We start from the raw sequence: 22,685 nt of genomic DNA, 5'->3' as shown, positions 1-22,685 counted from the left end.
CAGAAACGAAAAACGCCGCTGACCCCAGGAGGGGAAAGCGGCGTTTTGTCTGCGCCAAGGCGCCAACCTTTTGCCTTACAACGGCTTGCCCCGATTGCCATGCTGGCTGACAAACGCCTGCATCGCCTTCAAGTCATTCGGCAGCACGGTGCAACGCTCTTCACGCTCGAACAGGTCAGCCAAGTGCGCCGGCAACTCCAGCGCCTTGCCAACGCCCGCCTTCTCCACCGCTTCCGGGAATTTGACCGGGTGTGCGGTACCAAGGATCACCATCGGGATGTCCAGGCTGCGGCGGCATTCGCGGGCGGCCTTCACACCGATGGCAGTGTGCGGGTCCAGCAGTTCGCCGGTCTGGGCATAGACTTCGGCGATGGTTTCGCAGGTCTGTGCATCGTCCACGGCCAAGGAATCGAACAGCTTGCGGGTTTCGGTCCAGCGCTCTTGATCGACACTGAAACCGCCACCGCTTTTGAAGGTGTCCATCAAGCCGGCAATCGCCGCACCATTGCGACCGTGCATGTCGAACAGCAGGCGTTCGAAGTTCGACGACACCATGATGTCCATGGACGGCGACAACGTGGCGTGCAGGGTTTCCTTGACGTACTGGTTGCCGCTCATGAAGCGGTGCAGGATGTCGTTGCGGTTGGTGGCGACGATCAACTGGTTGATCGGCAGGCCCATGTTGCGCGCCAGGTAACCGGCGAAGATGTCGCCGAAGTTGCCGGTGGGCACCGAGAACGACACCGAACGCGCCGGCCCGCCCAGCTGCAGGGCTGCGTGGAAGTAGTAGACGATCTGGGCCATGATCCGCGCCCAGTTGATCGAGTTCACCGCCACCAGGCGCGTGCCTTTGAGGAAACTCTGGTCAGCGAAGCTGTTCTTGACCATTTCCTGGCAGTCATCGAAGTTGCCTTCGATGGCAATGTTATGGATGTTCTCACCGAAGATGGTGGTCATCTGGCGACGCTGTACTTCCGACACGCGCTTGTGCGGGTGCAGGATGAAGATGTCGACGTTTTCGCAGTGCTTGCAACCTTCGATGGCCGCCGAGCCGGTATCACCGGAGGTCGCGCCGATGATCACCACGCGCTCGCCGCGCTTCTCCAGCACGTAATCGAGCAAGCGACCCAGCAGTTGCAAGGCGAAGTCCTTGAACGCCAGGGTCGGGCCATGGAACAGCTCGAGGACCCACTCGTTCCCATTCAGTTGGCGCAAAGGCGCGATGGCGCTGTGGGAAAACACGCCGTATGTCTCTTCCAGGATCTTCTTGAAGTCCGCATCCGGAATGCTGCCGGTGACGAACGGGCGCATCACCCGGAAGGCCAGTTCGTGATACGGCAGGCCCGCCCAGGACGCGATTTCTTCCTGGGTGAAACGGGGCAGGTTTTCCGGCACGTACAGGCCGCCGTCGGTGGCAAGGCCTGCCAGCAGAACGTCTTCGAAATTCAGGGCCGGTGCCTGGCCGCGGGTGCTGATGTAACGCATGACTGGCTCCTCTAAATCATTCTCGAACAGAGGCCGCCGAATGTACGGGGCCCCTGGCACAAATCGGTTAGTTCAGGTGTTCGACGCGAATCCGTACCACCGGGCCCACTACGCCTTGCAAGGCTTCCAGGGCGGTGATGGCATCGTTGATATGCTGCTCGAGCACGCGGTGAGTCAGCAGGATCATCGGCACCTGGCCGTTCTGCTCCTCGACTTCCTTCTGCATGATCGACTCGATGTTGATGCCACGCTCGGACAGGATGCTGGCAACCTGGGCCAACACACCCGGATGATCCTTTGCCTGGATGCGCAGGTAGTAGGCGCTTTCGCACGCCTCGATCGGCAGGATCGGGTGAGCCGACAGCGAATCGGGCTGGAAGGCCAGGTGTGGCACACGGTTTTCCGGGTCGCTGGTCATGGCGCGAACCACGTCCACCAGGTCGGCGATCACCGACGAAGCGGTCGGCTCCATACCGGCGCCGGCACCGTAGAACAGGGTCGAGCCCGCGGCGTCACCGTTGACCATCACCGCGTTCATCACGCCATTGACGTTGGCGATCAGGCGGTCGGCCGGGATCAGCGTCGGGTGTACACGCAACTCGATACCGGCTGCGGTGCAGCGCGCCACGCCCAGGTGCTTGATGCGATAGCCCAGGGCTTCGGCGTAATTCACGTCGGCAGTGGTCAGCTGGGTGATGCCTTCGGTGTAGGCCTTGTCGAACTGCAGCGGGATACCAAAGGCGATGGACGCCAGGATGGTTAGCTTGTGCGCCGCGTCGATGCCTTCCACGTCGAAGGTCGGGTCGGCTTCGGCGTAACCCAGGGCCTGGGCTTCGGCCAGCACGTCTTCGAAGGTGCGGCCCTTCTCGCGCATTTCGGTGAGGATGAAATTACCGGTGCCGTTGATGATGCCGGCCACCCAATTGATGCGGTTGGCGGACAGGCCTTCACGGATCGCCTTGATCACCGGGATACCACCGGCCACGGCAGCTTCGAAGGCCACGATCACGCCCTTCTCGCGGGCCTTGGCGAAGATCTCGTTACCGTGCACTGCGATCAGCGCCTTGTTGGCGGTGACCACGTGCTTGCCGTTTTCGATGGCCTTGAGCACCAGCTCGCGGGCAATCGTGTAGCCGCCTACCAGCTCGATGACGATATCGATTTCAGGGTTGGTGGCCACGGCGAAGACGTCGTTGGTCATCGCAATACCGGTCGTTTGGAACTGAGGCTTTGGCGAACGCGTGGCAATTTGCGCCACTTCAATTTCGCGCCCTGCACGGCGGGAAATTTCTTCAGCATTACGCTGAAGTACGTTGAAGGTGCCGCCACCGACGGTCCCTAACCCACAGATGCCTACTTTGACCGGTTTCACTGAAGAACTCCCCATGAAACGGCCGACGCGAGGTCGGCCGTGGAAAACAGCCGCACAACTTGCGGCTTTCAATTAATGACCCGTCGACTGCCCGAAGGGTCTTGATCGTCGAAAATTCGACGACGCTGGTTTATTTGGCACTGAGCGCCAGTTTGGCAACTTGCGGCGCCGGCTGGTAGCCCGGGATCACCTGACCGTCAGCCAAAACGATGGCCGGCGTACCGTTCACACCGATGGACTGGCCCAGGGCGAACTGTTTCGAAACCGGATTGGCGCACTTGGCCGCCGTGATTTCCTTGCCGTCGACCATCTTGTCCATCGCCGCTTTCTTGTCGGCCGAGCACCAGACCGCCTGCAACTGCTCATCACCCGGCGAACCGAGGCCCTGGCGCGGGAACGCTACATAGCGCACTTCCACGCCCATCTTGTTCAGCGCAGGCACTTCGGCATGCAGCTTGTGGCAGTAAGGGCAGGTGGTGTCGGTGAACACGGTGATGTGGGTCTTGGTCTCGCCGATGGCCGGATACACCACGGTTTCAGCCACCGGAATGCCATTGATCAACTTGGACACACCCAGGCGTTCGGCTTTCTCGGTCAGGTTGACCGGCTTGCCGTCCTTCAACTGGAACAGGTAGCCCTGGACGATGTACTGGCCGTCGGCACTGGCATACAGCACGCGGCTGCCCTTGAGCTTGACTTCGTACAGGCCGGCCATCGGGCTGGCACTGATGCTTTCGATCGGCGTGTCGAGCTGCAGGTTGGCCAGGCTCTTGCGAATGGTCTGCTCGGCAGCGTCATCGGCGACGGCAAAGGTGGAAACCAACGCAATGGCTGCGGCGGCAATAATCTGGGTCAAGCGCATGGGAACTCCTGAAGGCAGATGCAGGGACGGGAAGTAACACCGCTTGGAAACACGGGTCTGAGCCGTCCCCTTTGCGAACCGGCAAAGCCTACCACAGTTGGGCCGCAGGGCAGCCCGTGGCGGGATAAATTGGCGCTTTTCACCCCCGAGGATGGTGCTTGGCATGCAGATCCTGCAAGCGCGCCCGCGCCACGTGGGTGTAGATTTGGGTTGTGGATAAGTCGCTGTGCCCGAGCAACATTTGCACCACGCGCAGATCCGCGCCGTGGTTGAGCAAATGGGTGGCGAATGCATGGCGCAACGTATGGGGCGAAAGCGCCTTGCCGATCCCGGCCACCTTGGCCTGGTGCTTGATGCGGTGCCAGAAGGTCTGGCGGGTCATCTGCTCGCCGCGCTGACTGGGGAACAGCACGTCGCTGGGGCGCCCGCCAAGCAGTTCGCCACGGGCCTCGCGCATGTAGCGCTCGACCCACACAATCGCCTCCTCCCCCATGGGCACCAGCCGCTCCTTGCTGCCCTTGCCCATCACCCGCAGCACGCCCTGGCGCAGATTGACTTGCTCCAGGGTCAGGCTAATCAACTCAGTCACCCGCAGGCCACAGGCGTACAGCACCTCCAGCATGGCGCGATCGCGCTGACCGATGGCTTCGCTCAGGTCGGGGGCGGCGAGCAATGCATCGACGTCAGCTTCCGACAGGGATTTGGGCAGTGGCCTGCCCAACTGCGGCATGTCGATCTGTAACGTCGGGTCGAGGGCGATGAGTTTTTCCCGCAGCAGGTAGCGATAAAAACCACGCACGCCGGAAAGGAAGCGCGCAGTGGAGCGCGGCTTGTAGTTCTGCTCCAGGCGCCAGGCCAGGTGATCAAGGATCAGCTCGCGACCGGCATTGATCAATTCGAGATTCTTTTCCTGCAACCAGCCATTGAACAGGGCCAGGTCGCTGCGGTAAGCCTGGCGAGTGTTGTCAGACAGGCCTTTTTCCAGCCAGAGGGCGTCGAGAAAGCGGTCGATCAGAGGGTGGTCGATGGCGGGCATGGGGGCTCAGGCAGGTGAAGGTGGTGTCTGGTAGATCCTATCGCAGGCAAGCCTGCTCCTACATTGGATTTGTGTCGTGCATCGATTTTATGACCACTGATGATCAAGTGCAGGCGCTGGCTTGCCTGCGACCCGGATCAGCCAACAAATTCCAGGCACAAAAAAGCAGCCCGTAGGCTGCTTTTTTCTGCATCGGGAAGCTGGACTTAAGCCAGTTTTTCCTTGATGCGAGCTGCTTTACCGGACAGGTCACGCAGGTAGTACAGCTTGGCTTTACGTACGTCACCGCGACGCTTGACGGCCATGCTGTCGATTTGCGGGCTGTAGGTCTGGAAAGTACGCTCTACGCCAACACCGTTGGAGATTTTACGAACAGTGAAAGCACTGTTCACACCACGGTTACGCTTGGCGATTACCACGCCTTCGAACGCTTGCAGACGCGAACGGTCGCCTTCCTTCACTTTCACCTGAACGACAATGGTGTCGCCCGGGGCAAAGGTAGGGATCTCTTTGGTCATCTGCTCTGCTTCGAGTGCAAGGATGATTTTGTTAGTCATGCTGTGCTCCTAAGGTAAGTCAATGGACCTACCATCGATACGTTGTTAACTATCGTCCCGCGCGAGGATGTATTCCTCGAGCAGCTTCTTCTCTTCTCCAGAAAGCGAGCGGCTTTCCAGAAGATCGGCGCGTCGTTCATAGGTCCGACCAAGGGACTGCTGTAAACGCCAACGCCGGATGTGTGCGTGATTGCCACTTAGCAATACGTCGGGAACACGCTGATCCGCATACACCTCCGGTCGGGTGTAGTGCGGGCAATCCAGCAAACCATCCGTGAAGGAATCTTCCTCCGCGGAGTCCGCATGCCCTAAAGCTCCAGGCAGCAGTCGTGTAACCGCATCTATCAGGACCATCGCCGGCAGCTCGCCGCCAGACAGAACATAGTCCCCAATCGACCACTCTTCATCGACATGAGCTTCAATAAAACGCTCGTCAATGCCTTCATAGCGACCGGCAATCAGGATCAGTGCTTCCTCATTCGCCAGTTCGCGTACCGCCGCCTGTTTCAGCTGACGGCCTTGAGGGGACAGGTAAATGACCTTCGCCTTCTCCCCTGCTGCAGCCTTGGCCTGAGCCAATGCGTCTTCCAGGGGCTTGATCTTCATCACCATGCCCGGGCCACCGCCAAAGGGGCGATCGTCCACAGTGTGATGTCGATCCGTCGTGTAGTCTCGCGGGTTCCAACAGGTAAGCTGCAACAGCCCCTGTTTCACCGCCCGACTGGTGATGCCGTACTCGCTGATGGCGGAAAACATCTCGGGAAACAAACTGATCACTTCAATGCGCAAATTAGCCACGCTTAGAAGTCCGCGTCCCATTCCACCTTCATCTCGCCCGCGGCCAGGTCGACGGCCAACACGCATTGCTCGGTATAGGGCAACAGGCGTTCGCGATCATCCAGGCTGCCAGCGCAAGGCTTGACCACCATTACATCATTGGCGCCGGTTTCCAGAAGATGGTCGATTTTCCCGAGCAATTGCCCGAGTTGATCGATAACCTTCAGACCTTCCAGCTGGTACCAGTAGTACTCGCCGTCGGTCAATTCAGGGAACAGGTTGCGCGGCACGCAGATCTCGTAACCGGCCAGAAGACGAGCTTCTTCACGATCATCAAGACCCTTGAGCTTTGCGACCAGGAACTTGTCGTTCCCGCGTCCACTGACCAGCTCGACCTGTTTCACACTCCCCTCGCGCTTGAGCGTCCAGGTTTTGTACTGCAACAGGTTTTCAGTCGGATCAGTAAAGGAATACACCTTCACTTCGCCGCGAACGCCATGAACAGAATAAATCTTGCCGATAACGATCAAATCATCAGCAACAGCTGGCGTCGCGTTCATATTGCTCAGGCTGCGGCCTTAGCCGAGTCCTTCAACAACTTGGCAACACGCTCGGATGGCTGTGCACCAACGCTCAGCCAGTAGGCTACGCGCTCTTGGTTCACGGACAGACGAATTTCTTGACCACGGGCAACAGGGTTGAAGAAACCAACCTGTTCCTTGTGCGAACCGTCGCGCGGGTTGCGGCTGTCGGTTACGGTCAAGTGGTAAAACGGGCGCTTTTTGGAGCCGCCAAGGGCAAGACGGATTGTTAGCATGTGAACATCGTTCCTGTAGTCGGTGCTGCAAATCTAAATGCACAGCGGGCATAGGTGCCCGAAAGGCCGCATATTCTAAGGAATATCCGGACTTTTGCAAATGTCTTTTTCTGGCGCCTATCGGCTCGCCATTCAGATCTGCTATAGAGCCGTCGGTTAAAACGGCAAGTCAGCTCCCGCCAGACGGCGGGTTTGCTGGAGATCCCACATCCCTGTGGGTCGGAGCGGGAGCCAGGCTCCCGCTCGAATACTTTACATTTTCGGCATGCCGCCGCCGGGCAACATACCGCCCATGCCGCGCATCATCTTGGCCATTCCGCCTTTCGCGGAGAATTTCTTCATCATCTTCTGCATCTGCTTGTGCTGCTTGATCAAGCGACCGATGTCCTGCACCTGGGTGCCGGAACCCATGGCGATCCGACGCTTGCGCGAACCGCTGATCAGCTCAGGGTCGCGGCGCTCGGCCGGGGTCATGGAGTTGATGATGGCTTCCATCTGCTTGAACTGTTTCTCTGCCGCGCCCTGGGCATTGCCCATCTGCGCCAGGTTCACACCGCCGATATTCGGCAGCTTGTCCATCAGGCCGCCGAGGCCGCCCATGTTCTTCATTTGTTGCAGCTGATCACGGAAGTCTTCGAGGTCGAAGCCCTTGCCCTTCTTCAGCTTCTTGGCCAGTTTATCGGCTTTGTCCTTGTCGAGCGTCGCTTCGGCCTGCTCGATCAGGCTGAGCACGTCGCCCATGCCGAGGATGCGCGAGGCGATACGTTCAGGGTGGAACGGCTCGAGCGCGTCGCTCTTCTCGCCCATACCGATGAACTTGATCGGTTTGCCGGTGATGGCGCGCACCGACAGCGCGGCACCGCCACGGGCATCGCCGTCGACCTTGGTGAGGATCACGCCGGTCAGCGGCAGTGCGTCGCCAAAGGCCTTGGCGGTGTTGGCCGCATCCTGGCCGGTCATGGCGTCGACCACGAACAGAGTCTCGACCGGGTTGATCGCGGCATGCAGCGCCTTGATCTCGCCCATCATCTCTTCGTCGATGTGCAGGCGACCGGCGGTATCGACGATGACCACGTCGATGAATTTCAGCTTGGCTTCTTTAATAGCCGCCCTGGCGATGTCGACCGGCTTCTGGCTCAGGTCGGACGGGAAGAAGGTCACGCCCACTTCGCCCGCGAGCATTTCCAACTGCTTGATGGCCGCCGGACGGTACACGTCGGCCGACACTACCATCACGGACTTCTTCTTGCGCTCTTTAAGGAAGCGCGCCAGCTTGCCGGCGGTGGTGGTTTTACCCGCACCTTGCAGACCGGCCATCAGCACGACGGCTGGTGGCACGGCGCTGAGGTTCAGGTCTTCGTTGGCCGCGCCCATCAGGCTTTCGAGTTCGGCCTGGACGATCTTCACAAAGGCCTGGCCCGGAGTCAGGCTACGGGACACTTCGGTGCCGACCGCGCGCTCCTTGACCGAGTTGACGAAGTCCTTCACCACCGGCAAAGCCACGTCGGCTTCCAGCAACGCCATGCGTACTTCACGCAGGGTGTCTTTAATGTTGTCCTCGGTCAGCTTGGCCTTGCCGGTAACGTGGCGCAGCGTCTGCGAGAGACGGTCAGTCAAGTTTTCAAACATGCGCGATCCTTTCAGGCCCTATGGTAGACCGAGGTAATGGCGGCCCAGGCTGTGGTAAATCGCTATTAAAAACAGCGCTCGGCGAGCCTGCGGCGTGGGCAGGTCGCGGATTATAGCGAAGACTGCGCCCATGCACACCCGCTGTCTGGTCCGGGAGTCTTTCGTGGAACGCAGGTGTATGCCAAACTCAGCGCCTTTCGGGCTTGCCTAACAGGATTTATGCTCCCTTTGTCACCCAGCTTGCTACCCAGTCTCGCCGCCGCCCTGCTGTATGCCGCTGCGACCCTCTATCAGGGCATCCGCCTGGCCAAATGTGCCAAGGCCGACAAACGCCTGCTGACCGGCCTTGGCGTTCTTGCGCTGCTGGCCCATGCCGCGAGCCTGTTCACCCACCTGATGACGCCGGTCGGCCTGGGCCTGGATTTTTTCAGTGCCGCCAGCCTGATCGCCGCCGCCGTGATCGCCCTGACGCTGGTCGCCTGCGCGCGTATCCCGGTGGAAAACCTGCTGGTCCTACTCTTCCCCCTGGGCATGCTGACGGTGCTGCTGGCGCAATTCGCCCCCACCGGCACGGTGCAGGTGATTGACGAAGAACCGGGAATCCTCGCCCATATCCTGCTCTCGATCCTGGCCTATGGCATGTTCACCATCGCCGTGTTCCAGGCCCTGCTCCTGCTGCTGCAGGACCACCAGCTCAAGCACAAGCACCCGTTGGGGCTGATCAAGAACTTCCCGCCGCTGCAAACCATGGAAAGCCTGCTGTTCGGCTTCCTGTGGGCCGGTTGGACATTGTTGTCGCTGTCGCTGATTTCCGGCTGGCTGTTCGTCGAGAACCTGTTCGCCCAGCACCTGGTGCACAAGACCCTGCTGGCGTGCCTGGCCTGGGTGGTGTTCAGCGTATTGTTGTGGGGCCGCAACCGCCTCGGCTGGCGTGGGCACAAAGCGATCCGCTGGACCCTGGCCGGTTTCTGCCTGCTGATGCTGGCCTATTTCGGCAGCAAGCTGGTCCGCGAATACATCTTGCATATCTGACGGGCGGCAATCATGGACAACTTGCCCCTGGGGCCGATGCTCGCCGTAATCGCCTTGCTGGTGTTATGGGCGGCACTGTTCACTGCCATCGAAGCGGCGCAGCAACATCTGCTGGCCCTGCGCCCCGGCACGCGCCAGGGCGACAAGGCCGCGACCCGCCTGAGCTTCCCGCGCCATAGCCTGATCCTGTGCAACAGCCTGTGTCGTGCCGCAGTGGTGATTCTCTGCACCTTGCTGGCGATCTATGCCTGGGCGCAGAACGGCCCGTGGCTCGGCTGGCTGATCTCCTGCGCCGTGCTGCTGATACTTGCCGACTACCTGCCCCGCGCCCTCGCCACTCGCCATCCGCAAGCGATACTGGGCTTTGGCAATGCGCTGCTGGGCGTGCCGCTGAAAATTCTCTACCCACTGGCCTGGCTGCTCAATGGCATCAGCCTGTTGCTACTGCGCCCGTTCGCCCGCAAGGCCAGCGTGGTGAAAAAGAGCGACGACCCGCTGCCCGAGCATGACGACGAACCCGAATCCGCAGCCGACGAAGACCGCACCCCCGGCATGCCCGGCATCCACGCCCTGGACAACATCACCGTCAACGACATCCTGGTGCCCCGCAGCGAAGTGGACGGCATCAACCTGGATGATTCGATCGAAGCGATCATCGAACAACTGCGCAACTCCCAGCGCACGCGATTGCCGGTGTTCCACAGCGACATCAACCAGGTCGAAGCGGTGCTCAACACCCGGCTGATCCAGCACCTGCTGCCGGATGCCAGCCTGACCAAAGAAGCGCTGCTCGCGGCCGCCTACGAACCCTATTTCGTTCCGGAAAGCACCGCCCTGCAGCTGCAACTGCTGAATTTCCACAAGCAACAGCGGCGCCTGGGCATGGTGGTGGATGAGTACGGCGAAGTGCTGGGCATTGTCACCCTGGAAGATATTCTCGAAGAAATCGTCGGCGAATTCGAAAGCGACCAGGTTGGCGACAACCCACATATCCAGGCACAACCCGATGGCCGCTATATCATCGACGGCGCTGCGTCGATCCGCGAATTGAACAAGAGCCTGGGCTGGCACCTGCCCAGCGACGGCCCCAAGACCCTCAACGGCCTGGTGACCGAAGCACTGGAGACCATCCCGGATTGTGCGGTATGCCTGAAGATCGGTCGCTATCGCCTGGAAATCCTCGAGACCGAGGACAACCGCGTCAGCAAGGTGCTGATCTGGCATACCAGCCGCGTGCCGGTCGCCGTATAGCGCCCCCTGACTCCCAGATTGGATCTGCTGCGATGGGCAGGTCATCCCCCTTGTTGTATCGCCAACCCCCTTCCTATAATCCCTGCGGCTTACCAGAGCCGCGCCCGACCGCGTGCTATCCGCACTGAGCGCGTCCAGGCACCGCCTTTTCGTGTCTGACCGGTGTTCGCTCCCATCCCGAGCCGCTCCGCTCACAACCCTGATCCATGGGTGTTCGACCAATAATAATCCGCGTCCAAACGCGCACTGACCGTCAGGGATAACGCCATGAGCACCACCTATAACGAGGCCGCGACCGCCGCCCCGACCAACTCGACTGCACGCGTCGCCACCGCGAGCATCGTCGGCACCGCCATCGAGTTCTACGACTTCTACATCTATGCCACCGCAGCCGCGCTGGTGATCGGCCCGGTGTTCTTTCCCCAGAGCTCCGGTACGGCGCAGATGCTCGCGTCGTTCCTGACCTTTGGCATCGCCTTTATCGCTCGCCCGTTGGGTTCGGCGCTATTCGGCCACTTTGGCGACCGTATCGGCCGCAAATCCACCCTGGTGGCCTCGCTGTTGCTGATGGGCGTGTGCACCACGCTGATCGGCTTGCTGCCCGGCTACGACAGCATCGGGGCATGGGCGCCGATCCTGTTGTGCGTGCTGCGTTTCGGCCAAGGCTTGGGCCTGGGTGGGGAATGGGGCGGCGCGGCGTTGCTGGCCACCGAGAATGCCCCGAAGGGCAAGCGCGCCTGGTTTGGCATGTTTCCGCAGTTGGGCCCGTCCATCGGTTTCCTGGCGGCCAACGGCTTGTTCCTGATCCTGGCCATGAGCCTGAACGACGAGCAGTTCCGCAGTTGGGGCTGGCGTATCCCGTTCATCCTCAGTGCTGTGCTGGTGATGGTCGGCCTGTATGCGCGCCTGAAGCTGCATGAAACCCCGGTGTTCGCCGATGCCGTGGCCAAACAGGCGCCGGTGAAAGTGCCGCTGGTGGAACTCTTCAGCCAGCATTGGCTGCCGGTGTTGCTGGGCGCCGCGTCGATGGTGGTGTGCTATGCGCTGTTTTACATCACCACGGCGTTTTCCCTGAGCTACGGGGTTTCGACCCTGGGCTACAGCCGTGAGACGTTCCTGGGCCTTTTGTGCTTTGCGGTGCTGTTCATGGGCCTGGCTACGCCACTGGCAGCCCTGGCCAGTGATCGGTATGGGCGTAAACCGGTGCTGATTGTCGGCGCGGTACTGGCGATCCTGTCGGGCTTTACCATGGAGCCACTGCTGACCCACGGCTCCACGTGGGCCGTTGCGCTGTTCCTGGCCTTGGAGTTGTTCCTGATGGGGGTGACGTTTGCACCGATGGGCGCGCTGCTGCCGGAACTGTTCCCAACCCGCGTGCGTTATACCGGTGCTTCGGCGGCGTATAACCTGGGGGGAATTGTCGGTGCTTCGGCCGCACCGTTCTTCGCGACCAAGCTGGTGGCGATGGGCGGGCTGAGTTATGTCGGCGGGTATGTGTCGGCGGCAGCGTTACTTAGCTTGATTGCCGTGCTGTGCCTGAAAGAGACGCGCAATAACGATTTGAACAAAGTCACCTGACAGCCCACCTCATGCAGGAGCGAGCTTACTCGCGAAAAACTCAAGGACAACGCATGCATCCAGAATGTGCGCGTTATCGTTGACGATCTTCGCGAGCAAGCTCGCTCCTACAGGTTGGGGTTACAGTTCTATGACGACCGACTTGGAAGCGCGGGTCGCTTTGGCCCGAGCCGCTTCGATCGACTCATCCCGCGCCAACGCCACGCCCATGCGGCGCTGACCATTCACTTCCGGCTTGCCGAACAGTCGCAGCGCCGTATCAGGCTCGCTCAAGGCTGCGCCGAGGTTAGCGAAGGCAGTCTGGGTCGATTGGCCTTCCACCAGGATCACCGCCGAGGCCGAAGGGCCGAACTGACGGATCAACGGGATCGGCAAGCCGAGAATGGCGCGGGCGTGCAGGGCAAACTGCGACAGATCCTGGGAAATCAGGGTCACCAGGCCAGTGTCGTGGGGACGCGGCGAGACTTCGCTGAACCACACCTGGTCGCCCTTGATGAACAACTCCACGCCAAACAGGCCGCGACCACCCAGGGAATCCGTCACCGCCTTGGCCACGCGCTCGGACTCGGCCAGAGCAATCGGGCTCATGGCCTGGGGCTGCCAGGATTCCTGGTAATCGCCCTTCTCCTGACGATGGCCAACCGGCGCGCAGAAGGTAGTGCCGCCGATGTGGCGCACGGTCAGCAGGGTGATTTCGTAGTCGAAGTCGATAAAGCCTTCGATGATCACGCGGCCCTTGCCGGCACGCCCGCCTTCCTGGGCGTAATCCCAGGCTTTCTGCACGTCATCGACGCTGCGCAAGAGGCTCTGGCCCTTGCCCGACGAACTCATCACCGGCTTGACCACACACGGGAAGCCCAGGTCCTGGACGGCCTTGCTGTAGGCCTCGAAAGTGTCGGCGAAGTGGTACGGCGAGGTCGGCAGGTCCAGCTCTTCGGCGGCCAGGCGACGGATACCTTCGCGGTTCATGGTCAGCAAGGTGGCGCGGGCCGTCGGGATCACGGTGAAGCCTTCGGCTTCCAGCTCCACCAGGGTGGCGGTGGCGATGGCTTCGATTTCCGGCACGATGAAGTGTGGTTTTTCCGCTTCGATCACCGCACGCAGGGCGGCGCCGTCGAGCATGTTGATCACGTGGCTGCGATGCGCCACCTGCATGGCCGGCGCGTTGGCGTAGCGATCCACGGCAATCACTTCAACGCCCAGGCGTTGCAGTTCGATTACCACTTCCTTGCCCAGTTCACCGCAGCCACACAGCAAAACGCGGGTCGCGGTTGGCGACAATGGAGTTCCGATTCGGGTCATCTCAGGTCCTCAGGGGAGCGGATCATGGGGAGAAAGGCCGGCATTTTACATGAACTGCAAAAATTGGCCTCAGTTGGCGACGGCTCGCCGGCGCACACGCCAGACCATGATCAGCCACACCGCCGTGACCCCGGCGAATTTCGATGCCAGGGCAGTGCCCACCACGGCAGGCGTGAGCGCGCCGATCAGGCCGAAAAAGATGAAGGTGTCGAGGGGAATGCTCAGCGCCGAACTGATCCACAGACGGTCGTGCAGCGGGCGCTTGGTGATGCTGAACACCAGCCAGTCGATGCACTCGGACACCGCGAACGCTGTGGCACTGGCCAGGGCGATGGACGGGTCGGAGGTGATATACGACAGCGCCAACGCCGCCAGCATGGCGATGATCGCCCCATGGCCGAAGCGGGTTTGCACCATGTCGCGCAGGATAAACACCAGGCCACCCCAGGCGGACCAGATGACATCCAGGTGCGGGGCGGTGGAGAAGGCGAAGTTGATCAGCACGACGCTGCTGATATAGGCGATAAGGAAGAGCATGGGGGATGGACCTGTGGGTAATGCTGCACAGGGTACACAATTACAGGGATGTCGTCCGGGATGGACCTATCGGGAGCAAGCCCCTCCCACATTTTGAAGTGTGAATACATTCAAAGTGTGGGAAGGGGCTTGCTCCCGATTGCAATGGTTCAGGCGCTCGATTTCCCCGGCGTCATCCACACCAACCCATCCGCCACCGCCCGTTCATGGCACAACCCCAGCACCGCTCGGCGCTCGGCATTGTCCATGCGGCCCCAGCGTGTGATCTCATCCGCCGTGCGCTGGCAGCCGGTGCAGATATCGTCATCGTCCAGCGCGCAAATGCTCACGCACGGCGAGGCGACGGGGCGTTCTGTCGGGCTCATTCTTCCTGCTCAACCAGATCCCGCGCATAACGCTGAGCGTTATGCACATAGTGCGCGGCGCTGGCTTCGAGCATCTTCTTTTGCGCGTCGGTCAGTTCCCGCACCACTTTGCCGGGCGAGCCCATCACCAGGGAGCCATCGGGAATTTCCTTGCCTTCGCCGATCAGCGAGTTGGCGCCGATGATGCAGTGCTTGCCGATCTTGGCGCCGTTGAGGATCACCGCATTGATACCGATCAGGCTGTAATCGTCGACGGTGCAACCGTGCAGCATGGCGTTATGGCCGATGGTCACGCCGGTGCCCAGGGTCAGCGGGTAGCCCATGTCGGTGTGCATCACGCTGCCGTCCTGCACGTTGCTGTTCTTGCCGATCAGGATCAGTTCGTTGTCGCCACGCAACACCGCGTTGAACCAGACGTTGGCGCCCTCCTCCAGCTTGACCTTGCCCACCAGCGTGGCATTGGGCGCCACCCAGCTGTGTGGGTGTGTCTCGACGCGGGCATCGCCCAGGCGGTATTTCATGGTGTTCCCTCTCGGCGGGCCATTCAGTCGATGGCTTGACTATTGATGAAGCTCTTGGGTGGGTGATGCAGGCTGATCTTGGCGTCGTCATAGAGCAGATTGATCAACTCGACGATCATGATTGCCGTCAGCCCCCAGATTTTGTATTCGCCGAACCGATAGCTGGGCACGTACCAGCTGCGGCCCTGGTAATCGATTCTGTGGGTATGTTCGCGCGGGTCCTGTCGGAAAAACTCCAGGGGTACGCTGAAGACGGCGGCAATCTCGGCATCGTTGGCCAGGTAGTCGACGTAATCGGGGATCACGCCCACATAGGGCGTCACGCGAATGCCGTGCAGGGAAATCAGCGGACTCAGCGGGCCGATGACTTCCACCAGGCCGGGCGGCAGGCCGATTTCTTCTTCGGCTTCGCGCAGTGCGGTGAAGATCAGGTCCGGGTCTTCGGGGTCGCGACGCCCGCCGGGAAAGGCCACTTCGCCGCCATGGGTCGACAGGCCGCTGGCGCGCAGGGTCAGGATCAGCTCAGGTTCGTCACTGCGGGTAATCGGCACCAACACAGCGGCCTCGGGGAAACGCCCGTCAGTCTCGAGCAATTGAGGCGTGTGATTGCTTACCCGGCGAAGTAGCTCGTCCAGCATGAGTCATCTCGATCTGTTGGCTACCTTGCATCATGCACCAAAGCGTGCGGTCGCCCAACCCCAAAACCCGGGCGGTGTCGCGAAACGACAACTTGCAGGGCCCGGCAGGCCACGCCAAGATAGACGCACTTTCCAGGAACCCCAGCATGAATTTCTGCAGCCAGTGCGGTAAACCGGTCACCCAACGCATTCCCGAAGGCGACGCCCGCCTGCGTTTTGTGTGTGATCACTGCTCCACCATTCACTACCAGAACCCCAATATCGTCGCCGGCACCCTGCCGGTGTGGGGCGATCAGGTGCTGCTGTGCCGCCGCGCCATCGAGCCGCGCATGGGTTACTGGACCCTGCCGGCCGGCTTCATGGAGAACGGCGAGACCGTGGAACAGGCCGCCATGCGCGAAACCCTGGAAGAAGCCTGCGCCCGCGTGCGCAACCTGAGCATCTATACCCTGATCGACGTACCGCATATCAGCCAGGTGCATGTGTTCTACCGCGCCGAACTGGTCGACCTCAACTTTGCCGCCGGCCCCGAAAGCCTCGAAGTGAAGCTGTTCGGCGAAGCCGACATCCCCTGGTCCGAGCTGGCTTTCCGCACGGTCGGGCGTACCCTAGAATACTTCTTCGCCGACCGTCGCCAGCAGACGTTCCCGGTGCGCAGCGAAGCCGTCCCGCCGCTGTCCAAACCCGCCCAATAATCACCCGGCAAATCGTCGCCCAAGGGAAATCGTTTTAATGCGTTGGTTGCTTGCTCTGTTCTGTCTGTCGTTCGCCACGCTGTCGTCAGCCTCCACCCTGCACACCCTGCACGGTAAAACGGTCGAGAAAGTCCTGGTCCTCAAATCCGCCCATCAATTGCAGTTGATCAACGACGGCAAGCCGTTCAAGACCTACCGCATTTCCCTGGGCAAAAACCCCAAGGGTCAAAAGTTGATCGAAGGCGACCGCCGCACACCCGAAGGCCTCTACTGGATCGACTGGCGCAAGACCAGCGAGCACTACAACCTGGCCATGCACATCTCCTACCCCAATATCAGCGACTCGGCCCGCGCCCGCCGCGAAGGCGTGAACCCGGGCAGCATGATCATGATCCACGGCACACCCGACTCCGACGAATACCCGGAGCAGTGGTTCCACACCCTGGACTGGACCGACGGCTGCATCGGCATGCGCAACGTCGACATGCGCGAAGTCTGGAACCTGGTCAAAGACGGCACCCTGATCGAGATTCGGCCGTAACCCCGGACCGTTCGTAAAATAAATCAAAAAACATGCCCGCCAACGGCTGCCCCTGCCGGTGAATACCAGTTCACCGGCAGGGCGGCGCATTTCTGCGCCCCATCAAGACCTCTCTAATACCACTTACCGCCAGGCTGCATAAATGCGCCCATAAACCAGGAGATCGAGGGTTTTTGCTGCATTGACATGGTATTCAAGTGGTATTAGTTTCCGATCACTACCGAGCGACAACACACCAATAACCGCATCGGAAACCTGACAGATGAACCCCATCCTGACGCTGCGTCCCGACGACAAACAGTCCACGCCGCTGTACCTGCAACTGGCACGCAATCTGGAAGCGGCAATTCACGCCGGCCAGTGGAAATCCGAACAGGCCCTGCCCTCCGAGCGCGCCCTCAGCGAGCAGTTGAGCATCTCGCGGGTCACCGCCCGTAAAGCCCTGGAAGTCCTGCTTACCCAAGGCCTGATCCGCCGCAGTCAGGGCTCCGGCACCTTTATCACCCCCCGCCTGGAACAGCCGCTGTCGCGCTTGTCGGGGTTCAGCGAGATGTTGCGCCTCAAGGGGTTCGTGCCCAGCTCCCAGTGGCTGGAGCGCGACATCACCCCGCCGACCCACGAGGAGCTGATCCGCCTGTGCCTGTCGCCGACCGACAAGGTGGCGCGCCTCAAGCGCCTGCGCAAAGCCGACGACACGGTGATGGCCATCGAGATGACCACCCTGCCCGCTTCGGTGCTGCCACAGCCGCAGGCCATCGGCCATTCGCTGTACGAATACCTGGAACGCATCGGCAAGCCCGTCGTGCGCGCCCTGCAGCATATCCAGGCGATCAACGCCTCGGACGAGTTCGCCACCCTGGTGGGCATCGCCCCCGGCACCGCCATGTTGCTGATGACCCGGGTCGGCTACACCGCCGACAACACGCCGATCGAAATCACCGACACCTACTGCCGCAACGACTACTACGACTTCGTCGCAGAACTGCGCCGCTGAGACCGTGCCGCCCAACCGCGGCTTTAGAGAACTGCCCATGTCCGAAGACAATATCCTCACGCCCCGCGGCTGGATGCGCGGCCGCCTGGTGCACGCCCATGGCAAGGTGACGGCCATCGACGGCGCGCCCTGCGATCCGGCCGACAATGACCTGCCGTATTTGCTGCCGGGCTTCATCGACCTGCATGTGCATGGCGGCGGCGGCAAGGACATCATGGAAGGCGCCAGCGCTTTCGAGACCATCACCCGCACCCACGTGCGCTTTGGCACTACTTCGCTGCTGGCCACCACCATGACCGCGCCGGTAGACGAGATCTCCAGTGTGCTCGGCCAGCTCGGCACCTTTTGCGCACAGCGTCCCGCCGGCAGCGCCCGGGTGCTCGGCGTGCACTTGGAAGGCCCCTACATCAATCCAGGAAAACTCGGCGCACAACCCAACTTCGCCCACACCGCATTAATGGAAGAAGTGGAGGCCTACCTGCGCCTGGCACCGATCCGGGTGATCACCATCGCCCCGGAAATCGCTGGCCACGATGCGCTGATCCGCGCCCTCAGCGAGCGCGGCGTGCGCATGCAGATCGGCCACACACTGGGCAGCTACGAAGAAGGCGTCGCCGCCCTCGCCGCCGGGGCCAGCAGCTTTACCCATTTGTACAACGCCATGAGCCCGCTGCATCACCGCGAACCGGGCATCGTCGGCGCCGCGCTGGCCCACGCCAAGTACGCGGAATTGATCCCGGATTTGCTCCACGTACACCCCGGCGCCATGCGCGTGGCCTTGCGCGCGATCCCATGCCTGTATTGCGTCACCGATTCCACCGCCGCCGCCGGCATGCCCGACGGCGAATACAAGCTGGGCAGCCACACCGTGACCAAATGCCTGGGCGGCGTGCGCCTGGCCGATGGCACTTTGGCCGGCAGCACCCTGACCATGGATCAGGCACTGCGCAACCTGGTGAAGATCGGCCTGTCCATCAGCGAAGCCTCACAACGCCTGTCGCAATTTGCGGCGGACTACCTCGGCCTGGAAGAACGCGGCCGCCTGCAACCTGGCAGCTTTGCCGACTGCGTGCGCCTGGACCGCTCCCTGCACCTCACCGACGTCATGGTCGAAGGAGAAACCATTGTCTTCCCAAATGCTTGAAGAGGCATTGGCCTCCCGTGACGCCGTCGCGGCCCAACTGCAACGCCTGGGCCCGACGCTCGAACACATCGCCGAGCGCCTGCGCCGCCAGCCACCGCACGTGGCGATGACCATCGCACGCGGCAGTTCGGACCACGCCGCCAGTTACTTCGCCTACCTGGCCATGCAGCACGTGGGCATTCCGGTGGCGTCATTGCCGATGTCCGTGGTGACGTTGCTGCAAGCCCCGTTGAAAGTCAGCGGCCAGGTGGCGTTCGGGTTCTCGCAGTCGGGGCAGAGCCCGGATCTGGTCGACAGCCTGCGCCTGCTGCGCACACGCGGTGCCTTGGGCATTTCGCTGGTCAATGCCGAAGACTCGCCCCTGCAAGCGGCCTGCGAATACCACGTGCCGCTGTGCGCCGGGCCGGAACTCAGCGTGGCCGCGACCAAAAGCTTCATCGCCACCCTCAGTGCCAGCGCGCTGCTGATCGGCCACTGGAACCAGGAGGCCGACTTGCTGCAAGCGTGCCGCGCCCTGCCCGATGGCCTGCGCGAAGCCGCCCGGCAGGACTGGAGCAACGCCATCGACGCCCTGCGCGACTGCCAGCAATTGATGGTGATCGGCCGTGGCGCCGGGTTTGCCATTGCCCAGGAAGCCGCGCTCAAGCTCAAGGAAACCTCGGCGATCCAGGCCGAAGCCTTCAGCAGCGCCGAAGTGCGCCACGGGCCGATGGCCTTGATCGGCGCTGACTACCCGCTGCTGGTCTTCGCCCCACGTGGTGCCGAGCAGGCCGGCCTGCTGAGCCTGGCCGCCGACATGCGCCAGCGCGGCGCCCGCGTGCTGCTGGCCGCGCCGGACGATATCGCCGAGCGCGACCTGACCCTGAGCCGCGCCGAACACCCGAGCCTGGACCCGATCCTGGCGATCCAGAGTTTCTATGTGATGGCCGCCGGCCTGGCGGTTGCCCGTGGTATGGACCCGGACCAACCCCGCCACCTGAGCAAAGTGACCCGCACCCACTGAGTCGATTGCCGCGATTCCCTGATGAGTACCGTGCCCATGTCCAACAACAATAATGAATTGACCCTCGGCGCCCCCCTCAGCGGGCCGGTGCTGACCCTGGATAGCGTCCCGGATGAAGTGTTCGCCAGCGGCGCCATGGGCGACGGCGTGGCCATCGACCCGCTGAACGATTGCCTGCACGCGCCCTGCGACGGAGTGATCATCCATGTCGCCCGCACCGGGCATGCACTGACGATTCGCGCCGAGAACGGTGCCGAGTTACTGATGCACATCGGCATCGACACCGTAGCGCTCAACGGCGAAGGGTTCGCGCTGCGGGTCAAGCAAGGTGAGCGCGTCAGCCAGGGCCAGGTGCTGGTGCAGTTTGATCTGGACTGCATTGCGCGCCAGTGCAAGAGCCTGGTCAGCCCGATCATCCTGACCAATGGCGAACACTTCGAGCTGCGCGTCCTGGACCTGAAGACGGTCAAGGTCGGCGAGCCGTTGCTGCAGATTGCCCCGCGTTCGGTCGCGCCTCTGCAAACGGCTGTGGATAACTCGCTGGTGCACGCCAGCACCAGCGTGCGCGTCAACCATCGCGGCGGCCTGCACGCCCGGCCGGCGGCGTTGGTGCGCAAGACGGCCCTGGGTTTCAGCAGCGAGTCGCAGGTGCACCTGGGTGATAAGTCGGCCGCCTGCGACAGCCTGATCGGCCTGATGGGGCTGGGAATCGGCGAAGGCGACGAGGTGCGCGTGAGCTGTCGCGGCAAGGACGCCGAAGCGGCGCTGCACGCGTTGGTCGCCGTGCTCTCGGTCGCCGGCAACGCGGCGCACCCCGCACCGGTCGCCGTCGCACCACGCCGGGCGAACACCGAAGCCGATGTGCTGCAAGGCGTGTGTGCCGCCCCAGGCCTGGTCTGCGGGCCGCTGTTGCGCCTGGCTGCCATCGAGCTGCCGGCCGACCCCGGCAATCACCGCGCCGACGAACAACAGCAACGCCTGGATGCCGCCCTGGAGCAAGTGCGCGGCGAAATCCGCACCACCCTCGAACACGCCCGCCAACGCCAGCAAGTCGAAGAAGAAGAGATCTTCGCCGCCCACCTCGCCCTGCTCGAAGACCCGGCCCTGCTGGACGCCGCCACCACCGCCATCGAACACGGCAGCGCCGCCACCCACGCCTGGCGCGATGCGATCCAGGCCCAATGCGCGGTGTTGCAGGCCCTGGGCAAGCCGTTGTTCGCCGAGCGCGCCAACGACCTGCGCGATCTGCAACAACGGGTACTGCGCGCGCTGCTCGGTGAAGCCTGGCATGTCGAGTTGCCCGCCGGGGCGATCGTCAGCGCCCACGAACTGACCCCTTCGGATCTGCTGCAACTGAGCGCGCAACAGGTCGCCGGGATCTGCATGGCCGAAGGCGGCGCCACTTCCCATGTGGCGATCCTGGCGCGGGGCAAAGGCCTGCCCTGCGTGGTCGCCCTGGGTGCTGACGTACTCGCTGTGCCCCAAGGCCAACGGGTGGTGCTGGACGCCACCCACGCTCGCCTGGAACTGGCGCCCAGCGACGCGCGCCACGCCGAAGTGCACCGGATTCGCGACGCGCTAACCCTGCACCGCCAGCAACAGCACGCCCAGGCTCAAGGGCCGGCGATCACCGCCGATGGGGTACGCATTGAAGTGGCGGCCAATGTCGCCTCCAGCGCCGAAGCCCAACTGGCGTTCGACAATGGCGCCGATGGCGTCGGCCTGTTGCGCACCGAATTCCTCTTCGTCGACCGCCACACCGCGCCGGACGAACAGGAACAGCGCCAGGCCTACCAGGCCGTGCTGGATGCGATGGGCGACAAGTCGGTGATCATCCGCACCATCGACGTGGGCGGCGACAAACAGCTCGACTACCTGCCGCTGCCGGTCGAAGCCAACCCGGTGCTGGGCCTGCGCGGCATTCGCCTGGCCCAAGTGCGCCCCGATCTGCTCGACCAGCAACTGCGCGCGCTGCTGCAAGTGAGCCCGCTGCATCGCTGCCGCATCCTGCTGCCGATGGTCAGCGAAGTGGACGAACTGCTGCAGATCCGCCGGCGCCTGGATGGGTTGTGCGCCGAACTCCAGCTGAGCCAACGCCCGGAACTGGGGGTAATGATCGAAGTGCCCGCCGCCGCGCTGATGGCCGAACAACTGGCCCAACATGCGGACTTCCTGTCCATCGGCACCAATGACCTGTCCCAGTACACCCTGGCCATGGACCGCGACCACGCCGGCCTCGCCGCACGGGTCGATGCGCTGCACCCGGCGCTGTTGCGGCTGATCGCCCAGACCTGCTCGGGCGCGGCCAAACACGGGCGTTGGGTCGGCGTGTGCGGCGCCCTGGCGTCCGACCCGCTGGCCACGCCGGTGCTGATCGGCCTGGGGGTCAGCGAGCTGTCCGTCAGCCCGCCGCAGATCGGTGAAATCAAGGACCGCGTCCGTCACCTCGACGCGGCGCAATGCCAGCAACTGAGCCAGGCCCTGCTCGACCTGAGCAGCGCCAAGGCCGTTCGCCAAGCCTGCCACCACCACTGGCCGCTGAGCTGACA

Annotated in this window: 23 protein-coding genes; 9 read left to right on the top strand and 14 right to left on the bottom strand. The window is 62.3% G+C overall.

Annotation, left to right across the window (positions count from 1 at the left end; genetic code table 11):
* Positions 1 to 75 precede the first annotated feature (75 nt).
* From thrC to ffh, 9 genes are all read right to left on the bottom strand, one after another.
* Positions 76 to 1,485, bottom strand: a complete 1,410-nt coding sequence (gene thrC / locus BLR63_RS29180) for a threonine synthase (RefSeq protein ID WP_010565281.1) — start codon at positions 1,483 to 1,485, stop codon at positions 76 to 78.
* Between the two features lie 67 nt (positions 1,486 to 1,552).
* The gene (locus BLR63_RS29175) at positions 1,553 to 2,857 is read right to left on the bottom strand and encodes a homoserine dehydrogenase (RefSeq protein ID WP_010565280.1); all 1,305 of its coding nucleotides are present in this window, start codon (positions 2,855 to 2,857) and stop codon (positions 1,553 to 1,555) included.
* Between the two features lie 130 nt (positions 2,858 to 2,987).
* On the bottom strand, positions 2,988 to 3,719 hold the full coding sequence (locus tag BLR63_RS29170; RefSeq protein ID WP_010565279.1) for a thioredoxin fold domain-containing protein: 732 nt from the start codon (positions 3,717 to 3,719) through the stop codon (positions 2,988 to 2,990).
* 139 nt (positions 3,720 to 3,858) lie between these two features.
* The gene (gene xerD / locus BLR63_RS29165; protein ID WP_010565278.1) at positions 3,859 to 4,755 is read right to left on the bottom strand and encodes a site-specific tyrosine recombinase XerD; all 897 of its coding nucleotides are present in this window, start codon (positions 4,753 to 4,755) and stop codon (positions 3,859 to 3,861) included.
* A gap of 206 nt (positions 4,756 to 4,961) precedes the next feature.
* Entirely contained in the window at positions 4,962 to 5,312 is a 351-nt protein-coding gene (gene rplS / locus BLR63_RS29160) for a 50S ribosomal protein L19 (protein WP_003175895.1), read from the bottom strand.
* Positions 5,313 to 5,357: 45 nt separating this feature from the next.
* The gene (trmD, locus tag BLR63_RS29155) at positions 5,358 to 6,131 is read right to left on the bottom strand and encodes a tRNA (guanosine(37)-N1)-methyltransferase TrmD (RefSeq protein WP_169864091.1); all 774 of its coding nucleotides are present in this window, start codon (positions 6,129 to 6,131) and stop codon (positions 5,358 to 5,360) included.
* Positions 6,113 to 6,649 (bottom strand): ribosome maturation factor RimM, encoded by a 537-nt coding sequence (gene rimM / locus BLR63_RS29150; protein WP_010565276.1) that lies wholly within the window; start codon positions 6,647 to 6,649, stop codon positions 6,113 to 6,115. Before rimM ends, trmD begins: the two co-directional genes overlap by 19 nt.
* Positions 6,650 to 6,654: 5 nt before the next feature.
* Positions 6,655 to 6,906, bottom strand: coding sequence for a 30S ribosomal protein S16 (gene rpsP / locus BLR63_RS29145; RefSeq protein ID WP_010565275.1), 252 nt, complete (start codon positions 6,904 to 6,906; stop codon positions 6,655 to 6,657).
* A gap of 252 nt (positions 6,907 to 7,158) precedes the next feature.
* Positions 7,159 to 8,535 (bottom strand): signal recognition particle protein, encoded by a 1,377-nt coding sequence (gene ffh / locus BLR63_RS29140; RefSeq protein WP_010565274.1) that lies wholly within the window; start codon positions 8,533 to 8,535, stop codon positions 7,159 to 7,161.
* A 219-nt stretch (positions 8,536 to 8,754) separates the two neighbouring features.
* Between ffh and BLR63_RS29135 the strand changes: the two genes are divergently transcribed.
* The 3 genes from BLR63_RS29135 to BLR63_RS29125 all read left to right on the top strand — a co-directional run bounded on the left by BLR63_RS29135 (position 8,755) and on the right by BLR63_RS29125 (position 12,396).
* Positions 8,755 to 9,567 carry a cytochrome C assembly family protein gene (locus BLR63_RS29135; RefSeq protein ID WP_010565273.1) on the top strand — a complete coding sequence of 271 codons (813 nt, stop codon included), beginning with the start codon at positions 8,755 to 8,757 and terminating at the stop codon, positions 9,565 to 9,567.
* Positions 9,568 to 9,579: 12 nt separating this feature from the next.
* On the top strand, positions 9,580 to 10,818 hold the full coding sequence (locus BLR63_RS29130) for a transporter associated domain-containing protein (protein ID WP_010565272.1): 1,239 nt from the start codon (positions 9,580 to 9,582) through the stop codon (positions 10,816 to 10,818).
* Positions 10,819 to 11,085: 267 nt separating this feature from the next.
* A complete protein-coding gene (locus BLR63_RS29125; protein WP_010565271.1) occupies positions 11,086 to 12,396 on the top strand; it encodes an MFS transporter in 1,311 nt (436 codons plus the stop codon).
* 120 nt (positions 12,397 to 12,516) lie between these two features.
* On the opposite strand, the gene purT is transcribed toward BLR63_RS29125, so the two are convergent.
* The 5 genes from purT to BLR63_RS29100 form a co-directional block, all read right to left on the bottom strand.
* Complete coding sequence (gene purT, locus BLR63_RS29120) at positions 12,517 to 13,698, bottom strand: formate-dependent phosphoribosylglycinamide formyltransferase (protein ID WP_010565270.1); 1,182 nt, start codon at positions 13,696 to 13,698, stop codon at positions 12,517 to 12,519.
* 69 nt (positions 13,699 to 13,767) lie between these two features.
* On the bottom strand, positions 13,768 to 14,235 hold the full coding sequence (locus BLR63_RS29115) for a VUT family protein (RefSeq protein WP_010565269.1): 468 nt from the start codon (positions 14,233 to 14,235) through the stop codon (positions 13,768 to 13,770).
* Positions 14,236 to 14,384: 149 nt separating this feature from the next.
* Positions 14,385 to 14,600, bottom strand: a complete 216-nt coding sequence (locus BLR63_RS29110) for a DUF1289 domain-containing protein (RefSeq protein ID WP_010565268.1) — start codon at positions 14,598 to 14,600, stop codon at positions 14,385 to 14,387.
* Positions 14,597 to 15,121 carry a gamma carbonic anhydrase family protein gene (locus tag BLR63_RS29105; protein ID WP_010565267.1) on the bottom strand — a complete coding sequence of 175 codons (525 nt, stop codon included), beginning with the start codon at positions 15,119 to 15,121 and terminating at the stop codon, positions 14,597 to 14,599. The genes BLR63_RS29110 and BLR63_RS29105 overlap by 4 nt, the downstream gene beginning before the upstream one ends.
* A 23-nt stretch (positions 15,122 to 15,144) precedes the next feature.
* Positions 15,145 to 15,759, bottom strand: a complete 615-nt coding sequence (locus BLR63_RS29100) for a CoA pyrophosphatase (protein ID WP_010565266.1) — start codon at positions 15,757 to 15,759, stop codon at positions 15,145 to 15,147.
* A gap of 146 nt (positions 15,760 to 15,905) precedes the next feature.
* Here BLR63_RS29100 and BLR63_RS29095 point away from each other — a divergent pair, with 146 nt between their 5' ends.
* The 6 genes from BLR63_RS29095 to ptsP all read left to right on the top strand — a co-directional run bounded on the left by BLR63_RS29095 (position 15,906) and on the right by ptsP (position 22,683).
* Positions 15,906 to 16,454: an NUDIX hydrolase gene (locus tag BLR63_RS29095; protein WP_010565265.1), complete on the top strand. Its 549-nt coding sequence runs from the start codon at positions 15,906 to 15,908 to the stop codon at positions 16,452 to 16,454.
* Between the two features lie 37 nt (positions 16,455 to 16,491).
* A complete protein-coding gene (locus BLR63_RS29090; protein ID WP_010565264.1) occupies positions 16,492 to 16,995 on the top strand; it encodes a L,D-transpeptidase family protein in 504 nt (167 codons plus the stop codon).
* A 262-nt stretch (positions 16,996 to 17,257) separates the two neighbouring features.
* Positions 17,258 to 17,989 (top strand): GntR family transcriptional regulator, encoded by a 732-nt coding sequence (locus tag BLR63_RS29085; protein ID WP_010565263.1) that lies wholly within the window; start codon positions 17,258 to 17,260, stop codon positions 17,987 to 17,989.
* A gap of 37 nt (positions 17,990 to 18,026) precedes the next feature.
* Positions 18,027 to 19,133 (top strand): N-acetylglucosamine-6-phosphate deacetylase, encoded by a 1,107-nt coding sequence (gene nagA, locus BLR63_RS29080; RefSeq protein ID WP_010565262.1) that lies wholly within the window; start codon positions 18,027 to 18,029, stop codon positions 19,131 to 19,133.
* Positions 19,126 to 20,136, top strand: coding sequence for an SIS domain-containing protein (locus tag BLR63_RS29075; RefSeq protein WP_010565261.1), 1,011 nt, complete (start codon positions 19,126 to 19,128; stop codon positions 20,134 to 20,136). Before nagA ends, BLR63_RS29075 begins: the two co-directional genes overlap by 8 nt.
* 36 nt (positions 20,137 to 20,172) lie before the next feature.
* The gene (gene ptsP / locus BLR63_RS29070; protein ID WP_010565260.1) at positions 20,173 to 22,683 is read left to right on the top strand and encodes a phosphoenolpyruvate--protein phosphotransferase; all 2,511 of its coding nucleotides are present in this window, start codon (positions 20,173 to 20,175) and stop codon (positions 22,681 to 22,683) included.
* Positions 22,684 to 22,685 lie beyond the last annotated feature (2 nt).

This window comes from Pseudomonas extremaustralis (assembly GCF_900102035.1).
GTDB classification, from domain to species: Bacteria; Pseudomonadota; Gammaproteobacteria; order Pseudomonadales; family Pseudomonadaceae; genus Aquipseudomonas; species Aquipseudomonas extremaustralis.
Note: the sequence above shows the minus strand (reverse complement) of the source record. Positions and strands in the feature narration are given on the sequence as shown.

Bases quoted from the DNA above. Each gene is read 5' to 3' on its own strand.
- thrC (WP_010565281.1), bottom strand. From the start codon at position 1,485: ATGCGTTACATCAGCACCCGCGGCCAGGCACCGGCCCTGAATTTCGAA.
- BLR63_RS29170 (WP_010565279.1), bottom strand. From the start codon at position 3,719: ATGCGCTTGACCCAGATTATTGCCGCCGCAGCCATTGCGTTGGTTTCC.
- xerD (WP_010565278.1), bottom strand. From the start codon at position 4,755: ATGCCCGCCATCGACCACCCTCTGATCGACCGCTTTCTCGACGCCCTC.
- rplS (WP_003175895.1), bottom strand. From the start codon at position 5,312: ATGACTAACAAAATCATCCTTGCACTCGAAGCAGAGCAGATGACCAAA.
- trmD (WP_169864091.1), bottom strand. From the start codon at position 6,131: ATGGGACGCGGACTTCTAAGCGTGGCTAATTTGCGCATTGAAGTGATC.
- rimM (WP_010565276.1), bottom strand. From the start codon at position 6,649: ATGAACGCGACGCCAGCTGTTGCTGATGATTTGATCGTTATCGGCAAG.
- rpsP (WP_010565275.1), bottom strand. From the start codon at position 6,906: ATGCTAACAATCCGTCTTGCCCTTGGCGGCTCCAAAAAGCGCCCGTTT.
- ffh (WP_010565274.1), bottom strand. From the start codon at position 8,535: ATGTTTGAAAACTTGACTGACCGTCTCTCGCAGACGCTGCGCCACGTT.
- BLR63_RS29135 (WP_010565273.1), top strand. From the start codon at position 8,755: ATGCTCCCTTTGTCACCCAGCTTGCTACCCAGTCTCGCCGCCGCCCTG.
- BLR63_RS29130 (WP_010565272.1), top strand. From the start codon at position 9,580: ATGGACAACTTGCCCCTGGGGCCGATGCTCGCCGTAATCGCCTTGCTG.
- BLR63_RS29125 (WP_010565271.1), top strand. From the start codon at position 11,086: ATGAGCACCACCTATAACGAGGCCGCGACCGCCGCCCCGACCAACTCG.
- purT (WP_010565270.1), bottom strand. From the start codon at position 13,698: ATGACCCGAATCGGAACTCCATTGTCGCCAACCGCGACCCGCGTTTTG.
- BLR63_RS29115 (WP_010565269.1), bottom strand. From the start codon at position 14,235: ATGCTCTTCCTTATCGCCTATATCAGCAGCGTCGTGCTGATCAACTTC.
- BLR63_RS29110 (WP_010565268.1), bottom strand. From the start codon at position 14,600: ATGAGCCCGACAGAACGCCCCGTCGCCTCGCCGTGCGTGAGCATTTGC.
- BLR63_RS29105 (WP_010565267.1), bottom strand. From the start codon at position 15,121: ATGAAATACCGCCTGGGCGATGCCCGCGTCGAGACACACCCACACAGC.
- BLR63_RS29100 (WP_010565266.1), bottom strand. From the start codon at position 15,759: ATGCTGGACGAGCTACTTCGCCGGGTAAGCAATCACACGCCTCAATTG.
- BLR63_RS29095 (WP_010565265.1), top strand. From the start codon at position 15,906: ATGAATTTCTGCAGCCAGTGCGGTAAACCGGTCACCCAACGCATTCCC.
- BLR63_RS29090 (WP_010565264.1), top strand. From the start codon at position 16,492: ATGCGTTGGTTGCTTGCTCTGTTCTGTCTGTCGTTCGCCACGCTGTCG.
- BLR63_RS29085 (WP_010565263.1), top strand. From the start codon at position 17,258: ATGAACCCCATCCTGACGCTGCGTCCCGACGACAAACAGTCCACGCCG.
- nagA (WP_010565262.1), top strand. From the start codon at position 18,027: ATGTCCGAAGACAATATCCTCACGCCCCGCGGCTGGATGCGCGGCCGC.
- BLR63_RS29075 (WP_010565261.1), top strand. From the start codon at position 19,126: ATGCTTGAAGAGGCATTGGCCTCCCGTGACGCCGTCGCGGCCCAACTG.
- ptsP (WP_010565260.1), top strand. From the start codon at position 20,173: ATGTCCAACAACAATAATGAATTGACCCTCGGCGCCCCCCTCAGCGGG.